14 protein-coding genes are annotated in these 14,761 nt (G+C 43.6%); 7 read left to right on the forward strand and 7 right to left on the reverse strand.

All coding sequences use genetic code 11. The features are described 5' to 3' along the window. Window positions 1-507: 507 nt before the first annotated feature. Window positions 508-627, forward strand: a complete 120-nt coding sequence (locus tag F6K63_RS00880) for a photosystem I reaction center subunit VIII (RefSeq protein WP_071986957.1) — start codon at window positions 508-510, stop codon at window positions 625-627. Between the two features lie 152 nt (window positions 628-779). On the opposite strand, the gene F6K63_RS00885 is transcribed toward F6K63_RS00880, so the two are convergent. Together F6K63_RS00885 and F6K63_RS00890 are read right to left on the reverse strand one after the other, a co-directional pair. After that, window positions 780-2,117: a HEAT repeat domain-containing protein gene (locus F6K63_RS00885; RefSeq protein ID WP_008189425.1), complete on the reverse strand. Its 1,338-nt coding sequence runs from the start codon at window positions 2,115-2,117 to the stop codon at window positions 780-782. Window positions 2,118-2,211: 94 nt separating this feature from the next. Beyond that, window positions 2,212-2,616 carry an NIL domain-containing protein gene (locus tag F6K63_RS00890; RefSeq protein WP_008189427.1) on the reverse strand — a complete coding sequence of 135 codons (405 nt, stop codon included), beginning with the start codon at window positions 2,614-2,616 and terminating at the stop codon, window positions 2,212-2,214. A gap of 267 nt (window positions 2,617-2,883) precedes the next feature. Here F6K63_RS00890 and F6K63_RS00895 point away from each other — a divergent pair, with 267 nt between their 5' ends. Continuing rightward, window positions 2,884-3,492, forward strand: coding sequence for a thioredoxin family protein (locus F6K63_RS00895; protein WP_008189429.1), 609 nt, complete (start codon window positions 2,884-2,886; stop codon window positions 3,490-3,492). A gap of 192 nt (window positions 3,493-3,684) precedes the next feature. Further along, entirely contained in the window at window positions 3,685-4,332 is a 648-nt protein-coding gene (locus F6K63_RS00900; protein ID WP_081431929.1) for a DUF2062 domain-containing protein, read from the forward strand. A 43-nt stretch (window positions 4,333-4,375) separates the two neighbouring features. Here F6K63_RS00900 and dndE read toward each other — a convergent pair whose 3' ends face one another. Further along, on the reverse strand, window positions 4,376-4,771 hold the full coding sequence (dndE, locus tag F6K63_RS00905; protein WP_008189434.1) for a DNA sulfur modification protein DndE: 396 nt from the start codon (window positions 4,769-4,771) through the stop codon (window positions 4,376-4,378). Window positions 4,772-5,161: 390 nt separating this feature from the next. On the opposite strand from dndE, the gene F6K63_RS00910 reads away from it, so the two are divergent. Together F6K63_RS00910 and F6K63_RS00915 are read left to right on the forward strand one after the other, a co-directional pair. Then, a complete protein-coding gene (locus F6K63_RS00910) occupies window positions 5,162-5,974 on the forward strand; it encodes a calcium-binding protein (RefSeq protein ID WP_008189435.1) in 813 nt (270 codons plus the stop codon). Window positions 5,975-6,061: 87 nt separating this feature from the next. Then, complete coding sequence (locus F6K63_RS00915; RefSeq protein WP_287310410.1) at window positions 6,062-6,595, forward strand: hypothetical protein; 534 nt, start codon at window positions 6,062-6,064, stop codon at window positions 6,593-6,595. Here F6K63_RS00915 and dndD read toward each other — a convergent pair. The 3 genes from dndD to dndC form a co-directional block, all read right to left on the reverse strand. Next, window positions 6,585-8,585 carry a DNA sulfur modification protein DndD gene (gene dndD, locus F6K63_RS00920; RefSeq protein WP_287267819.1) on the reverse strand — a complete coding sequence of 667 codons (2,001 nt, stop codon included), beginning with the start codon at window positions 8,583-8,585 and terminating at the stop codon, window positions 6,585-6,587. The two genes, F6K63_RS00915 and dndD, sit on opposite strands and share 11 nt — an antisense overlap. A 240-nt stretch (window positions 8,586-8,825) precedes the next feature. Next, complete coding sequence (locus F6K63_RS00925; RefSeq protein ID WP_287294638.1) at window positions 8,826-9,413, reverse strand: DUF924 family protein; 588 nt, start codon at window positions 9,411-9,413, stop codon at window positions 8,826-8,828. A 21-nt stretch (window positions 9,414-9,434) separates the two neighbouring features. Then, window positions 9,435-10,985, reverse strand: a complete 1,551-nt coding sequence (gene dndC / locus F6K63_RS00930) for a DNA phosphorothioation system sulfurtransferase DndC (protein WP_287267817.1) — start codon at window positions 10,983-10,985, stop codon at window positions 9,435-9,437. Between the two features lie 702 nt (window positions 10,986-11,687). Between dndC and F6K63_RS00935 the strand changes: the two genes are divergently transcribed. Both F6K63_RS00935 and F6K63_RS00940 read left to right on the forward strand, forming a co-directional pair. Further along, window positions 11,688-13,289, forward strand: a complete 1,602-nt coding sequence (locus F6K63_RS00935; protein WP_008189444.1) for a DGQHR domain-containing protein — start codon at window positions 11,688-11,690, stop codon at window positions 13,287-13,289. Between the two features lie 73 nt (window positions 13,290-13,362). Continuing rightward, on the forward strand, window positions 13,363-13,518 hold the full coding sequence (locus F6K63_RS00940; RefSeq protein ID WP_154659945.1) for a hypothetical protein: 156 nt from the start codon (window positions 13,363-13,365) through the stop codon (window positions 13,516-13,518). A 529-nt stretch (window positions 13,519-14,047) separates the two neighbouring features. Here the strand turns inward: F6K63_RS00940 and F6K63_RS00945 are convergent. After that, on the reverse strand, window positions 14,048-14,527 hold the full coding sequence (locus F6K63_RS00945; protein WP_287294829.1) for a DNA phosphorothioation-associated protein 4: 480 nt from the start codon (window positions 14,525-14,527) through the stop codon (window positions 14,048-14,050). Window positions 14,528-14,761: the final 234 nt, after the last annotated feature.

Genomic DNA, 14,761 nt, shown 5'->3' on the forward strand with positions numbered 1-14,761 from the left:
AGTAAGCGGGTATCTGCCGTGTTCCAGTCATCTGGATAACAGTGCTGGCTCTTTAAATATAGAGCAAAGCCCTGGCTCGGCAGTGTAAGACCGAGACTTACTTAGGTAGGTAGAGGCTTGCTTGAGATCAAACCGGCAACCAACACCATTCTTAATTGGGTTGGTGTGGTAAAAGGTTAGTAAACAGCTAGAGAAAATGTCGCAGAGTCTACCAAAAACTCTTATTATTTGTTAGACTTAAATTAGGGTAACACCGACAGGGATTATTATGTAACTTAAATTAAAGCCGAAAACCAAGGGTTTAATAGTTGCGCTCTCTATCCCGGTGGAACGAACTTTTTTGACATTTTTATGGCGCTCGCGGGATATTCCGTCAGAGCGGAGATACCCCCTAGATGCGAAAGCATCTTGCATTGGCGGGCCTTGGTCTATCTTGGTAGACTTTGGTAGCTAAAAAGTATCGGTTCAACTTGTTACTGTATTAATAGGCAAATAGGAAAATAAGATATGACAGGCGCATACGCAGCTTCTTTCTTACCAACGATGCTAGTCCCCTTCATAGGCTTAGTTATGCCTACTGTAGTTTTGGGACTTTTGTTTATCCACATTGAAAGCGACGCTGACTAAACAAGCTAGAAGTCCTGCAGGATACCAGCCCCCTTTTTTCAAGGGAGTATCGGTGAGAGTGGGACTCAATCATGGGGGTTGACTCCCGAGAAAGGGTGATCAATCCCCACATCCCTAGGGTTTTGGGCTATGCTTTTCGATTAGAGCACTCGTTAAGGCTTAGAGGGCTTTACAGTCTTCTGAGCAGGTTTGGGCTTAGGAGTTCGCCGATAACTCTTAAACTGACTAATCCCAGCACTGGCGGATTTAACCACATTACTATCTGGATCCCTTAATGCCCTTTCAAGCAAGGGTATAACTTTTTCAGATTTAATATTACTCAGGGCTTCAACAGCAGACTGTCGCACGGATGGTTGGGGATCTTGAATCAATTTGCCGATCAGCGGTATGGCCTGTTGAATTTCGGCTCTGAGTCCAAGACCCGCAGCAATTTTACCCAAGGCTGATGCAATTGAGCCCCGAATAAGGCTTTCAGGATGATTGATGTACTTACTTAACTGGGGAATATCCCTGGCTTGAGCATAATTTCCCAAAGCAGTTATGGTTTCATCCAAGTCCTGATCACTTTGGCTGGACTGATCAGTAATACTTGGGGTTTCTGTCAGCATTGTTTGCTCTGGCTGACTCGGCTCAGGCAACATTTCGTCCTTGACCACTGGTTGAGGCTCGTCTTGATTTGTTTCTGCCTCTTGTAATAATTCTACTAATTCATTACCAGTTTGCGCTGAAGTTTCCTCTGTTTCATCTAGGTTATTAACCTCGTCTGGTATTGGGGATTTATGAGCTTGTTCTAATTCAGCAATTTTTTGATGGGCTAACTCTAAATCAGCCTGATATTTCGCTTCCAAAGATTGCAGCTCTTGGCGAAAATTAGACTCAAGTTCTTCCTTTAACTGATGGGTAGCTTGTGTCAATTGTTCTTGATATTTTGCTTCCGAGGATTGGACAGTTTCCAGAAGACTAGCATCAAGTTGTTGCTTCAGCTCATTAGTGGTTTGGGTTAACTGAGCCTGATAATTTTCCTGTAAAGATTCGGCAGGAGCAGCAGCAGATTGCAGCTCTTGGCGAAAATTAGACTCAAGTTCTTCCTTTAACTGATGGGTAGCTTGTGTCAATTGTTCTTGATATCTTGCTTCCGAGGATTGGACAGTTTCCAGAAGACTAGCATCAAGTTGTTGCTTCAGCTCATTAGTGGTTTCGGTTAACTGAGCCTGATAATTTTCCTGTAAAGATTGGGCAGGAGGAGCAGGGCTAGACTCTAACTGCTGTTTGACTTCGGCAATTTTATGATTTAACTGCTCTCGATAACTTTCTTGCAGAGCTTGAGAACTTTGTTGTACCCTAGTCTCATACTTATTTTGAAAAACTTCTAATTTTCTGTCGGTTTGTTCGGATAGAAAATCCAGTTTATTTTGCAGTACAAAAAATACGATTGCCCCAACAACGGCTGCTGCAAGTATAGCTACAATAAGAATAATAATTGGGTTCATGAGGGCTCCTCTTGGGGTTGATATTTAGTTGATTTTATCTGAAAGTGTGCCTGAAGACAGGGTTGTTGGGCAATAGCTTAAGGCGTCTGAAATCTTAAAAATTTGTAGAAATGGCCTGAACAGGGCAAGTGGGGATACACTGCTCACAGACAATGCAACGCGATCGCTTAAACTTCAGTCTGAATGTCTCTGGCTCAAGAATCAGGGCTTGAGTGGGACAAACCCCAGTACATAAGCCACAATCGACACAACTATCCTCATCAATCAAAATCTCGCGACTTAGCAGGGAAACATCAATGTTTTGCGTCCGCATCCACTCAATCGCAGCATCCAACTCATCAATGTCGCCAGATAACTCTAGCACAAGTTTGCCGATTTGATTGGGAGCAACTTGGGCCCGGATAATATTGGCAGCCACATTAAAATCCTTTGCCAGTCGGTAAGCCACCGGCATCTGAATCGCCCGTCGGGGAAAGGTCAGGGTTACCCGTTTTTTCATTGTGATTTGTCAAACTTTATCAGTAGGCCAGTAAAAATAAACGTAACATTTGCACTTGTTTACAGTTCACTGTCAACAGTCAGCCGTCAACCGTCAACAAAAAACGTTTGAATCTAATCTACTTCTAAGTTACTCAGAAGTTACGCCCCAAACCCTACTATTGCTGGATTTATAACGAGAAACCGGGTTTTAAGGCTGTTGGTGCCTAAGTCTTGTTGTTGTAAAATGTAAACAATTATAAAGTTGTACCAAGAAAGTTGTAGCAAGATGGCTATTAATTCACCAGACTCAACTACACCATCATCCTCCCCTTCAGTACCCACTAGTGGCAGCCGGATCAGAAACTTTTTAATTGCCCTAGTAGCGATCGCACTGGGTATTGCCCTATTCTTGGGATTAAAAACTGAGACTAGTCTCGGTTCCTTGGAAGCCCAAGCCGAAGCATCTACCCCTCTAGAGGTTGCACTGAGCAATGGCAAGCCAACCTTGATGGAGTTTTATGCCAACTGGTGTACCAGCTGTCAAGCCATGGCAAAGGATTTGGGTGAAGTGAAACAGCAGTATAAAACCAAAGTCAATTTTGTCATGCTGAATGTGGATAACAGCAAGTGGTTACCAGAACTGGTCAAGTATCGAGTAGATGGTATTCCTCATTTTGTGTTTTTTGATGAAGCCAGCACAGTGATCGCCCAAACTATTGGAGAACAACCCCGTCAAGTACTCGAAGCTAACTTAGATGCAATAGTAACCCATGTGCCATTACCCTATAGCCAAGCTAGTGGTACGGTTTCGGATATTGACGATTCCCTATCAATTACAATAACGAATCAAGATGATCCTCGTAGCCATGGTAGTCAGGTAAAAGGCACAAGGTAAAAGGCACAAGGTAAAAGGCAACAAGCTTGCATAGAATTTCTTAAGATTTTTGCAGCTTTATTTCCCCTTTTGGCCTTTGGCTTTAGCCCTTGAAGCTGATTTTCCGCTACAGTAAAGATTAGCTGCTGACTAATAATCTGCCCCAGAATAATCTGCCCCAGTTGCTAGAGGGTTGCTGATTGATTTGCGAAAATGTCTAGAAAATCCCTGTCAAGCTACCCACAGCCTTTACCCTCAGCCACCAAACCCCTTGAGCTAGGTAAACGAAAGTCGATCAGACCGAGGGGAACTTTTAGACGACGCCTAAAATACATATATTGGCGCTTAGTTCGTATGCAAGGAAAACCAGAAGCGATCGCACGAGGTTTAGCATGTGGTGTGTTTGCTGGGTTCTTTCCGCTGTTTGGTCTCCAGTTAATTATAGGGATTTTGCTGGCGGTACTATTGCGAGGTAACAAAATAGCTGCTACTGCTGGAACTTGGATTAGTAATCCCTTGACTTATGTACCGATTTTTGCATTCAACTTTCACGTCGGTGAATGGCTACTGAACCAGGATGAATTGGCTAATGTGAGTTTCCAATCTTGGCAGGAATTTACAGAATTGGGGTCAGAAATTATCCTAACCTTATTCGTTGGTTGTTTCGCAGTTGGATTGGTCTGTGCTGTGGTTAGTTATTGGTTGAGTGTGCAGCTGATCCATCGATTGCGGACAAATCGTTCCTTGCAGCATCAGAAAAAGCGATGTTCTCGAAGAGCCGCTACGGGAACGCACCGCATTGAGCACTATAGTTGTGAATCCTCAGTGCTGAGTACTGAGTCCAAGAGTGCTAAGTACTGAGTGCTAAGTAAGACTTCATACTTCACACTTTATCCTTCACACTTCATATTTCATCCTTGATAACAGCCACGGCAATCAAATCCTCAATTTTTTTAATAGTGGTATCCCCTGCTAAGTAACCAATACCTCTATGAAGGTGAAGGCGAAACTGATTCGCTAGGGTTTCTTGTTCCAAACTTAAGCCATCGTTATGGCAGCGTTGTTTGAGAGCAATCAGGAGCATATCAGCCATATCTCCTGCCATAACGCTCCAAGTGAGTTCGACGTTACTATCGGCAGGTATGGGAACCGGAGAGGGCATTGTCGGTTCGGCGAGGGAACGGCAGATTGCCCAGCGACAAAGAACATGCCACTGAGGGATTTTGGTTTGACGTTTGAGTTTAATCAGTTGGTCTTTGGCAGTTTGGGAAAGTGTGATCTGGTTTATTGGCGGTTGCATGAATAAATTAATGCTTAATTGCTTCAACTATTGATTCAAATATTGCTTCACCCTTTTTGGGAAAAGGTTAAAGGTGAAAGGTAGAAGGGAATTTACTTACCTTAAGTGATCGTCTTATCTGACGTTGATCTTTATTGAATCTTTACATTAATCTTCACCTAGTTAATTATACATTTAATCAAGCTCTATGGGTTTTCACCTAAAATTTTTTCAGTAGAATAAAAATTTTGCTGTTTACTACTACTCAACTAAAAAAGTGATCAATGTCTAATGCTGGCGCTGTAATTCTTGTCATGGGAATTAGTAGCGGCTAAAAGCTTTGCGCTCCTACAACGCCAGCTTGGGCGATGACTTGTAACATTCTCGAAACTGTTTCGCGTGCTTTTGATCATGAAAACAATCTTCGGTACACCGGGTGACGACATAATTTCAGCTAGCGGTGGTAACACTACTATTTTCGCTAGCACTGGCAAGGACGATCTTACCGTTTTCCAAGGGGGGAATAATACCATCTTCGCCAATGAAGGCAATCAGGGTGATCGGGTTAGCCTAGGTATGGGCAGCAATAATACTGTCTACACAGGCGTTGGCGATGATGTGATTACAGTCTTTGAAAGTAATGAGAATTTAATCTTTGCAGGGGAGGGGAATAACCAAATCAGCCTGGTTAAAAGTGACAACAATCAGATTTTTGTTGGTGCTGGGGATGACACAATTTTTACGGAAAGGGGGGATAATGAAATCTTTGCTGGTGAGGGGGATAACGTTATCACTACTCTCTTTGGTGACAATATCATCTACATGGGCACTGGGGATGACACAATTACTACTAAATTTGGTGATAATGTTATCTTCGCAGGAGAGGGAGATAACCTGATCGATGCTCAATCCGGTAACAATACGATCTACGCTGGCAGTGGTAATGACCAAATTACGACTGGCTTCGGTGATGATTTAATTTTTGCCGGAGTTGGCAATAATTTTATTAGTGCTGGCATCGGGAATGATACTGTTTTCGCTGGCAGTGGTATTGACGAGTTTTTGCTGTTAGAGGGTGAGGGAGCAGTTACTATTCATGGCTTCCAATCAGGTCAAGATGTCTTCCAAAATAATGAACTCAGTTTTACTGTTTCCGGAAATAATACCTTGGTATTTGCCCAAAGTGGTGATATTTTGGCAACCTTAATGGATGTACAACTATAGCCATCTGAATATCAAGATTCAGCTATCAGTACTCAGCAGTCACTAGAACTTTTTAGGGCAACTTGGCGTCTTTGATAGCAAATACCGATGGGATTTACCTCCATGTACATTCGTAAAACTGTCTTCGCCATTGCCCTATTGATTAGCCCGTTATTGATTACTGCTGGCTGCTATAATAATACAAAAGAGTTAGTTGAAGAACCACAGTTACTGTCAAAACCTCTTACCATCCAGCTAGTCCCAAATACAGACCAACCAATTACTGCTGGGGAAACTGTCCAATTCGCTTTTAAAGCTGTTGGCGAGCCTGTCAATATCTTAGAGCCGATTCCGTTGAGAATGACTGTCTACCTACCAGATGGTAGCCAAAAACAAGTCATGGTCGATGTGCAAAGTCCAGTTGTCTATTACCCTTGTGATCCCATACCAGGGGAAGACGATTCTTGTAACTATCCGAGGGTGGGTTTGGATCCTACTGCGGATCCTAGTCAGCCCTATCAACCAGGTCCTAGCATCACCTTGGAGCAAGAAGGAGAATACAGGATTACGTTAGACCCTGTCCCAGAAGCACTCCAAGACAAATTGCATGCAAAGTCAACAACATTTATGGTCATGCCGTGACCTGTTCTGAGTAGAAGTAACCCGATTCCACGGTTGTCCAATGTTTGGCTGGGTCATAATTTAGCAAATACTGTTGTGCGATCGCATCAGCGTCTCGTAATTGTTTAGCTTCGACCTTACCAATTTCGGTATCTGTAGACAGCAGAATCACCTGATGGGAGGCGGCGGGGAAGTAACGTTCCACTAGGTTGCTGCGATGGGACGAATCCAATCGTCCGAGGGGGGTATCAATGGCTACGGGTAGATTACGTCCAGAAACACGGGCGAGTCCCCACAATAATGCGATCGCTAATAATTGCTTTTCCCCAGCCGATAGACGATGTTTCGGTACAAGTTTTCCTTGTAGGTCGTACAGGGATAGGCTGAAGCTGTTGGTGTCGATGGCAACTCGATGGACTAGGTCAGATTTATGGAGGAGATAGAGGAAGCATTCGGTTACCTCATGTTCTAATTTATTCAGTTTTCTGAGAGTTAACTGTTCCCGGAAAACCTTAAGGCTCTGTTGGACTTTAGCAGATGCTGTAAGCATATGCTGATCATTTTTGCGGTCAATGGTTTCTTCACCATACCTGGCTAAGTCTTTTTTGGTTTGTGCGATCGCATATCCTAATTTATCGCAGCGGCGTTTGGCGATTTCGTAAGCTGCTTGAGCTTGAGCCAATTCCGTTTGTGCCTGTTTTAGTGCATCTTCGAGTTCTTGATAGGATTCCGGAGGAGCAGCTGTTGCTAGTTGTCTTTTAGTGGCATTAATATCTGCTTCCAGATTTTGGCGCTTAACTAATTGCTCTTCAGCTAATTGCTTTTGAGTTGGTTGGTAGTAAGTCAAGAGATTAGTTAGGGAATGAAACATTTCTTCCTCAGCTCCTAACCAAGCGTCTTTACCCTCCCCAGCCTCTTGCTCTATTTGTTGATTTTCTTTTTCCAAGAACGCTTTAATTTTATCAAATTTTTTAGCAGGCAACTTCAGAGCAGTCAATAAATCTATCAGACGTTGATCACGGTGTTGTAAAATATCTCTAGCTAGTTTTGCCTGTGATGCTAGCGATTCTTTTTCTGCTTGAGCTTGGGCTTGGGTAAGTAGGGGTTCAATTAACGATAGAGGCAAAATACCAGCTGCTAATTCCCTCATCTGTTCACGAATTTGTTCAGCTTTAGTATTGTAGTTATGGAGTTGACTCTCTAGTTGGTTCCGTTGGGCTGCAATTTTGCCACCATCACAGACAAATTTATCAAACGCTTGTTGCTGTTTTTCTCTGGTTTGTTCTAGCTGCTCTTGAGTAATCGCTAACTCTTGTTTAGCTAGTTCATAGTCTGATTGTTGAGAGGAGAGCTTTTTTTCGATATCTTCTAAATTAGACAGTTGCTGTTGATTCGCCATAGATTTACGTTTGCGCGTCACTAAAATATCAAGGTCAATGGCTAAGCGGTCAGCAAGTTCTAGACCAAGTAATGATCGAATCGCTTCCACAACAACCGGGGGTGGTGCTTCCACTTCTGCTAGTTCTTTAACCTGTTCCCCATCAAAAAGAAATAGGTTTGATATTCCTAAGGGCAAGAGATTTTCAATGTACTCGTCCCAAGTATTGGTTAGGGCAGAATCCAGCCAGTCTCCCTCTAAAATGCCTAAGTTATCCTTACCATCTTTCGGTTTTTTTGTCCAAGTGCGTACAATCCGATACTCCATGGGCTGGTCGTTCTCGATATGTTCAAAAACTAATTCCACTCGGGTGTTGTCAATAGGTAAGGCATTGCGATTGACTGACTGAGTTAGAAAGTCGCTATAACTCAAATTGCCACGGGTGGAACATTGAGCGCGGTGTCCATATAAAGCCAGACGAATCGCATCCATCATAGTGGTTTTGCCACCACCATTCATACCACCGACTAGAATAATAGGTCGAGAGTTATCATCCCTTTTTGGACAGAGATTGATTACCTGACGCCCGAGATAGGGTCCAAAGTTTTCTAGGACAAGTTCAAGGAAAATCACCAGTTTCTCAAGTACGAAGTTGATTACAAAGTTTATACATAGATCGAGAACCACAAAATAATAACTGTTTATTGGCCTTTATAGCATTTTTTCAATAGGTGAGGTACCTTTGGAATTATAGAGATTAGGTAATAGGGAACATAGAAAAAATCCTGTGTACCTCATAACTATGAGAAACGCTATATTTGCTGTTAATCGTCGAAAGTGAAACCGTTCAGAGTTAACGTTCGATAATTAACCCTAAAATGATGAACCGGGCAGCTTTATAAATTCCTCCTCTTCTGGAGTATTAATCCGACCAAGGATTTTATTACGATGGGGAAAGCGACCAAAACGTTCAATCACTTCTAGATGACGATAGGCATAATTAATTGTACTGGCACTATCGGGATCATCCTTAAGAGTCGAGAATAATTCAACACAGTAGCGCTGATGTTCGAGATTTTCGCTATGCTCAAAGGGTAAGTAGATAAACCACCGCTGAACTGGTAAGAGTTCTTTGTCAAAGCCTCGATCAACAGCATACTGGGCAGTAGACAAGGCTTTGGAGTCAGTGGCAAAAGCTTGGGGTTGACCCCGAAACATATTACGAGGAAACTGATCGAATAGGATAATTAGCGCTAGGCAGCTATAGGGTGATGTTTGCCAGTTATCTAACTCCCCAGCCACCGCTTGTTGATAGATGTCGAGGAAACGCGATCGCATTTCTTGGTCAAAATCTGGATTCTTAGTAAACCAGACTTTTCGGGATTTGCCATATTCGGGTTCATCCGGCTTACCAAACCAAAAATTTAATATCTGATTGGAGCTATCCAAAGCCTGTATCATAAGTTACTCTAGTTTGAATGATTACGAATTCTGGACTGGAAATTTCAAATTTGCCCAAGCCAGCTGCTTGACAGTGTCAACATCCCCTTCATCAGCAGCTGTTTTTAAATCTCGTTTCAAGTGAGCATTAGCGATCGCATCTTCTTTAGACCGAGAACTAGTGTCAAAGCACCGCTCCAAAGCCTCATAGATCCCAATACGACGAGACCTAGTCACATACTGGCGTTCTGTGTCTAGCAGTTTTGCCATTAGTTCGAGATGCATAGCATCATTGTCACAGATTTCTTCTAAGACCTGCCACTCATCACCACCAAGCAAACGATTTTCAGCGCCAGGACGGATGTCTTTGAAGGGTTCGCCAGTAACTTCTTCATAGATGCGGGGCAAACTATCATCAAATTCGTGTTTTTCTTCTAGCCAGATGCGACGAATCTCACTAAGTTCCTCTTTACTAATCAACGTGATGTCCCCCATATTTTCTGGACAATTCTGACGAACGTCAGTTTCAACAGTAAGCAATCTCCTCAGCCAATACTCCCGTGCTTCTTTGGTATAAGGACCAGGAATCGGCTCAACAGATATTTGTCCATCTAAATTCCGTTCATACAGTTGGACATTACCATTGCTACGTCTAAAATCTCGTCGCTCACGGTTTTCTCCAGGCTCCAACTCCTTGCGCAAATCCAGTAGAGGTTCCAGCCATTCCTTTTCTTCGTCATTATCAATCATTGCTGTCAGGGATTTATCCTGACTCACCAGTGTACAAACCCAGCAACCAAAACGAGAGCTACCACAACTAGGAGTAGAGGTATCCACAACTAATGGACATTCGTTATCAGCACTAGCCCCTCGATACATAGCAAATAAGTCTTTATTGCTGTATTCCCAGGGGTTTTGCCATTGCATGAGATAGAGCCAAACCTCATCATTTTGCCAATCTTCAATGGGGCTATAAACCAAGGAGTTTGGTAAATTCATATTAGGAGTTAGACGAGCACGTACTCGTTTAGCTTCCATTTTTTTCATCCGTCTTGCCCGTTGTTGGCTTTCAGCTTTGCGAGTGCCTAAAACAACAATAGCCTCTCCACTAGATCGGATAACATTCCGAATAAAACGGTTAGAGGGTTTAATTTTCAAACGTTCAGTACACCAGCGAAATTTACCCCGTGGAGCTGGGTAACCTTTACCAATTAAACTTACCCAGTAGGTTTCTTTAACCTCCGGTTGTAAGAGATGGGGTTCAAAGGGCAATCCTTGAGCTTCAGCTGCCAACTTAATCTGTTTTAGGGAATTGCGAACCCAAGCTGAAACAATGGGATTCTCTACTAACGTGTCTGTAGTGATGACATAGATAGTCTTAGTTCGCTGTTCTGGTGGCAGAGCTGCGATCGCATTCCATACCAGCTGTAGAGTTGCGGTGCTATCCTTGCCACCACTATACCCTATAACCCAGGGAATTGCATCCAAGCAGTATAACTGTTGAATTTCAGTGGTTAGAGCAGTAATCTCTTCCACCAGCTCAGCCACAGTGCGATTTTTTGGCTTATTTTCTGAGAGTTTGACCTGATTCATCTGACTTCACGGGAGTAGGGAAACCCCCTCTAGGCAAGAGCGGGGTGCTGACTCTCTGCTAAGACAAGGCTTGACAGATTAGTCCTTTTTTCGAGCTTATCCCAAGTTTTGAATAAAATTTCTTGACAGTGGATCTAACGTTTTTCTTCCTAAAATGGTATGATTAATAGTTTTACTCTATCGAAGCCCGAGTATAGGGAAATAAGCTAATTTGATCCTTAAAAACTTGTGCTAGTCTTAAAAATATTTATCGTAAGCATATGCGCTACGCGCACGCTACGCGAACAGCCATCAGCGGTCAGCCGTCAGCTAAAGGCTCATGCTACGGGAACAGCTTATAGCAATTCTCTATGCCATGAGGTACAAAGGTATCCCCCTAAATCCCCCTTATCAAGGGGGACTTTGAGGTTGAAAAGCGTACCTCATAAATCCTAGAAACGCTATATTTTATTCAAAAGCACCGATTGCGCTACGGGCACGCTGTGCGAACAGTAGCGTGGCACAGGCTTCGACGCTGGGAGGTAGCGCATTAGCTGATAGCTGATAGCTGATAGCTGATAGCTAAATGCTGATAGCTGAATGCTGAATGCTGATAGCTGATAGCTAAATGCTGAATGCTGATAGCTGATAGCTGAATGCTGATAGCTGAATGCTTACTATTTATCGATAGCTTCTACAACGCAGCATTATGGGTTTAAAACTATGGTGATCAAAAGTGCAAATCATCCCAATGACCTGGCCAAGCAAATTCTTGAACAAGAAAACCAAGATCGACAGGCGCTGGCGTTATTGCTCGATAGGCATCTGGCTAGAAACGATCAAATCTTGGTGCAGAAAACTCACATGGGCACTACAGAGGCATTTATTGGCTCAGTCACTCTGGAATGGTTAGCGATTCGGGTTCGCTACGCTTCCCAACTGCCGCTATTTCAGCAAAAGTTTGATCAACAAACGAACAATATCGTCAGAGATGCCGATACTATAGAAGCGCTTCAGCAGCGTCCTCTTGATTGGTCACGTCAAGCTGCTCTGGCTCAATATCTAGCAGCCCGCAAAACTCACAAGTTTCCCCCAGTCCTGGTAGTGCTTAGCTCTGGCTGGGTAGATAATGCCCAGGCTGCTCACTGGGATAAGAATCAACGCGCTCTCCAGTCGGCAGCTGAGTTCACCAGTTTAGATAAAGATGGCACAGTCGGACTGCTTGATGTTTCAGACCATGTTTCAATTTTTGCCTTAGACGGTCAGCATCGACTGATGGGAATCCAGGCTCTGATGGAATTGATTAAAATCGGTACGCTCCAGAAATATAGCAAAGGCAAAAAGCCAATCGGCTCCCTGATTACAGTTGATGACTTGATGGAGGAGTATCACATCTCGCCAGGTTATCTGCAAAGTCTAGCCACAGAAAAAATTGGTATTGAGTTCATTCCTGCTGTGGTTCAGGGAGAAACTCGTGAAGAAGCACGGCGACGCATCCGCTCGATCTTTGCTCACGTTAACCTGATGGCAGTAAGGTTGAGCAAAGGACAACTAGCGTTGCTCAATGAAGACGATGGCTTCTCAATCGTTGCTAGAAAAATTGCCATGAGTCATCCTCTGCTGAGGGAGATGGAAAATCGTAATCCTCGGGTTAATTGGGATAGTGCTACGGTTTCAGCTAAGTCAACAGTCTTGACTACTTTACAAGCTCTCAAACATATATCTGAGCTGTATTTGGGCTACCAATTCCCTCACTGGAAACCTTGTGAGAAAGGTCTAATTCCCATGCGTCCTGAAGATGAAGAGCTAGAGATGGGAACTAAGACATTGACAGAGCTTTTCGACTATCTAGCTAGTTTACCCAGCTATCAAAAGCTCGAACATGGAAAAGAAACACCTCAACTGCGTCGGTTTAACCATGAAAGGGGTGGAGGAGAAGGAAACATGCTATTCCGTCCAGTAGGACAAATCGCCCTAGTTCAAGCTTTGGGTATTCTAGTATTTAACCAGGATTTCTCTCTCAAAACCATCTTCGAGAAACTTCAAAAATACGATGGTTCGGGTGGCTTTAGTCAGATAGATCACCCACAATCCCCTTGGTACGGCATTTTGTATGAGCCAAATCGAAAGCGAGTACTAGTTTCTGGACGAGAGTTAGCCTGCAAAGTGATGTTATATCTTTTGGGTGGTGTTACAGAGCGTATGGAACGTGCTCAACTGCGCATAGCTGTAGCTAATGCCAGGAGTGTTAGCAAAGATCAAGCGATCAGCTTTGAGGGCAAGTTTGTGAAACCGAAGGAGGTAGGATTACCACCTCAGTTGTAACGGAATTACTAGACTTCTTGCAGAAGTCGGGAACAGGGAACAGCGATGCAGCGCGGTCTTGGGGGTTTCCCCCATGAGCGACTGCATCAAGACGGGAACAGGGAACAGTGGACAAGAATTGACCCAAAGCGATGCAGAGGTGCGACCCGTGGCGAATTTAATTCGCCTACGGAAAGCGCACCATTACGGTCTTGGGGAGGCAGCGCGGTCTTGGGGGTTCCCCCCATGAGCGACTGCCGTGGTTTCCCCCAGGAGCGACTGCATCAAGAACACTATCAGAACAATACTTTTGCAAGAGGTCTACTAAAATTAGCAATTACATCCCTGACAAATCCATTGCCGGGTGCATCTCATATTTGCTATTTGACCTGATGGGTGGAACGGGCATCAGGGGTGGAACGAGCATCAGGGGTGGAACCGGCATCTTGCCCGTTTCAATTCCCGGGCAGCAACCCAACACTGCTGAAGAGGCAGAAAATCACGGCGAGCTCTTGGGTGGTGCGTTACGGGCAGCAACCTAACACTGGCGCTCGGTGTTGAACATGATGGCAAGCCCGCCCCTAACGCACCCTACTGGACTGGCACAGCTAAAATAGTGCAATAGCTTTTTCAGCTAAACCCTTGTTAAAACTAGATCATGGTATTTTTATAAAGCAACATTTAAGGTGTGCCAGTCCACTACGCACCTACTGATTGCTGACAGCTGACGGCTGACAGCTGACGGCTGACGGCTGATAGCTGATAGCTGAATGCTGACATTACAAAAATCGACTCAAATCAAACTCCTGTTGCTCATTTGCTATAGATTCTTTCTTCTTATACCTATCAGTATTTAAAAGTAACAAAAGTCGCTCGGAATAGTCTACTGCTCCCCGCAACTCATTGCGCAAAATATCAAGTCCTCCATTCGCATACTCCTCAAAAATATAGATGCGTTTTTCCTCAGACTCTTTATCGATAGAGGAAAGAATTTTTGTATCCTTAATCTCAGCGATCGCAATTAATTTAATTACCACCTCATATCCCCTTGACACAAAAATTTCCAGTCCAATCGGACCAGGCTCTCGTTTAGAAATTACTTTCAGGGGCGATCGCTTTTTACGCTTTACTCCTAAAGCAGCTGCAAACACCATCACATCAGCATAAGTCTGAAACGGTCCGGTTTTTCCATCGGAAGCGGTTAGGTCTTTCACCAAAGCCGCCTTATCTTTAGCAACCCTGATTCTGTTTCCAGCCATTGTCTTGGTATCTAATTTTAGTAAATCTTATGCACAATCCTAAGCGCAAAAAGCGTAAAGTGCGGTAATCTATGGATTATACCATATTTATCCCTGAAAACTCCCTTACCTAGCAATAAGCCAACCTTTTACGAACTATGAAACCCAGTAAGCTGTCAAGAAAACTAAACATGAAGAAACGTAAACGAATAGCCTCTTTAGGGATCTTAAATGAATTGTGATAATTTTTGATGC

Source organism: Moorena sp. SIO1G6 (assembly GCF_010672795.1).
Taxonomy (GTDB): Bacteria; Cyanobacteriota; Cyanobacteriia; order Cyanobacteriales; family Coleofasciculaceae; genus Moorena; species Moorena producens.

Coding starts and splice junctions, on each gene's coding strand:
- dndC (WP_287267817.1), bottom strand. CDS start 10,985: ATGAATCAGGTCAAACTCTCAGAAAATAAGCCAAAAAATCGCACTGTG.
- F6K63_RS00895 (WP_008189429.1), top strand. CDS start 2,884: ATGGCTATTAATTCACCAGACTCAACTACACCATCATCCTCCCCTTCA.
- F6K63_RS00915 (WP_287310410.1), top strand. CDS start 6,062: ATGGGATTTACCTCCATGTACATTCGTAAAACTGTCTTCGCCATTGCC.
- F6K63_RS00885 (WP_008189425.1), bottom strand. CDS start 2,117: ATGAACCCAATTATTATTCTTATTGTAGCTATACTTGCAGCAGCCGTT.
- F6K63_RS00925 (WP_287294638.1), bottom strand. CDS start 9,413: ATGATACAGGCTTTGGATAGCTCCAATCAGATATTAAATTTTTGGTTT.
- F6K63_RS00910 (WP_008189435.1), top strand. CDS start 5,162: ATGAAAACAATCTTCGGTACACCGGGTGACGACATAATTTCAGCTAGC.
- F6K63_RS00900 (WP_081431929.1), top strand. CDS start 3,685: ATGTCTAGAAAATCCCTGTCAAGCTACCCACAGCCTTTACCCTCAGCC.
- dndE (WP_008189434.1), bottom strand. CDS start 4,771: ATGCAACCGCCAATAAACCAGATCACACTTTCCCAAACTGCCAAAGAC.
- F6K63_RS00880 (WP_071986957.1), top strand. CDS start 508: ATGACAGGCGCATACGCAGCTTCTTTCTTACCAACGATGCTAGTCCCC.
- F6K63_RS00940 (WP_154659945.1), top strand. CDS start 13,363: ATGAGCGACTGCATCAAGACGGGAACAGGGAACAGTGGACAAGAATTG.
- F6K63_RS00945 (WP_287294829.1), bottom strand. CDS start 14,527: ATGGCTGGAAACAGAATCAGGGTTGCTAAAGATAAGGCGGCTTTGGTG.
- F6K63_RS00890 (WP_008189427.1), bottom strand. CDS start 2,616: ATGAAAAAACGGGTAACCCTGACCTTTCCCCGACGGGCGATTCAGATG.
- F6K63_RS00935 (WP_008189444.1), top strand. CDS start 11,688: ATGGTGATCAAAAGTGCAAATCATCCCAATGACCTGGCCAAGCAAATT.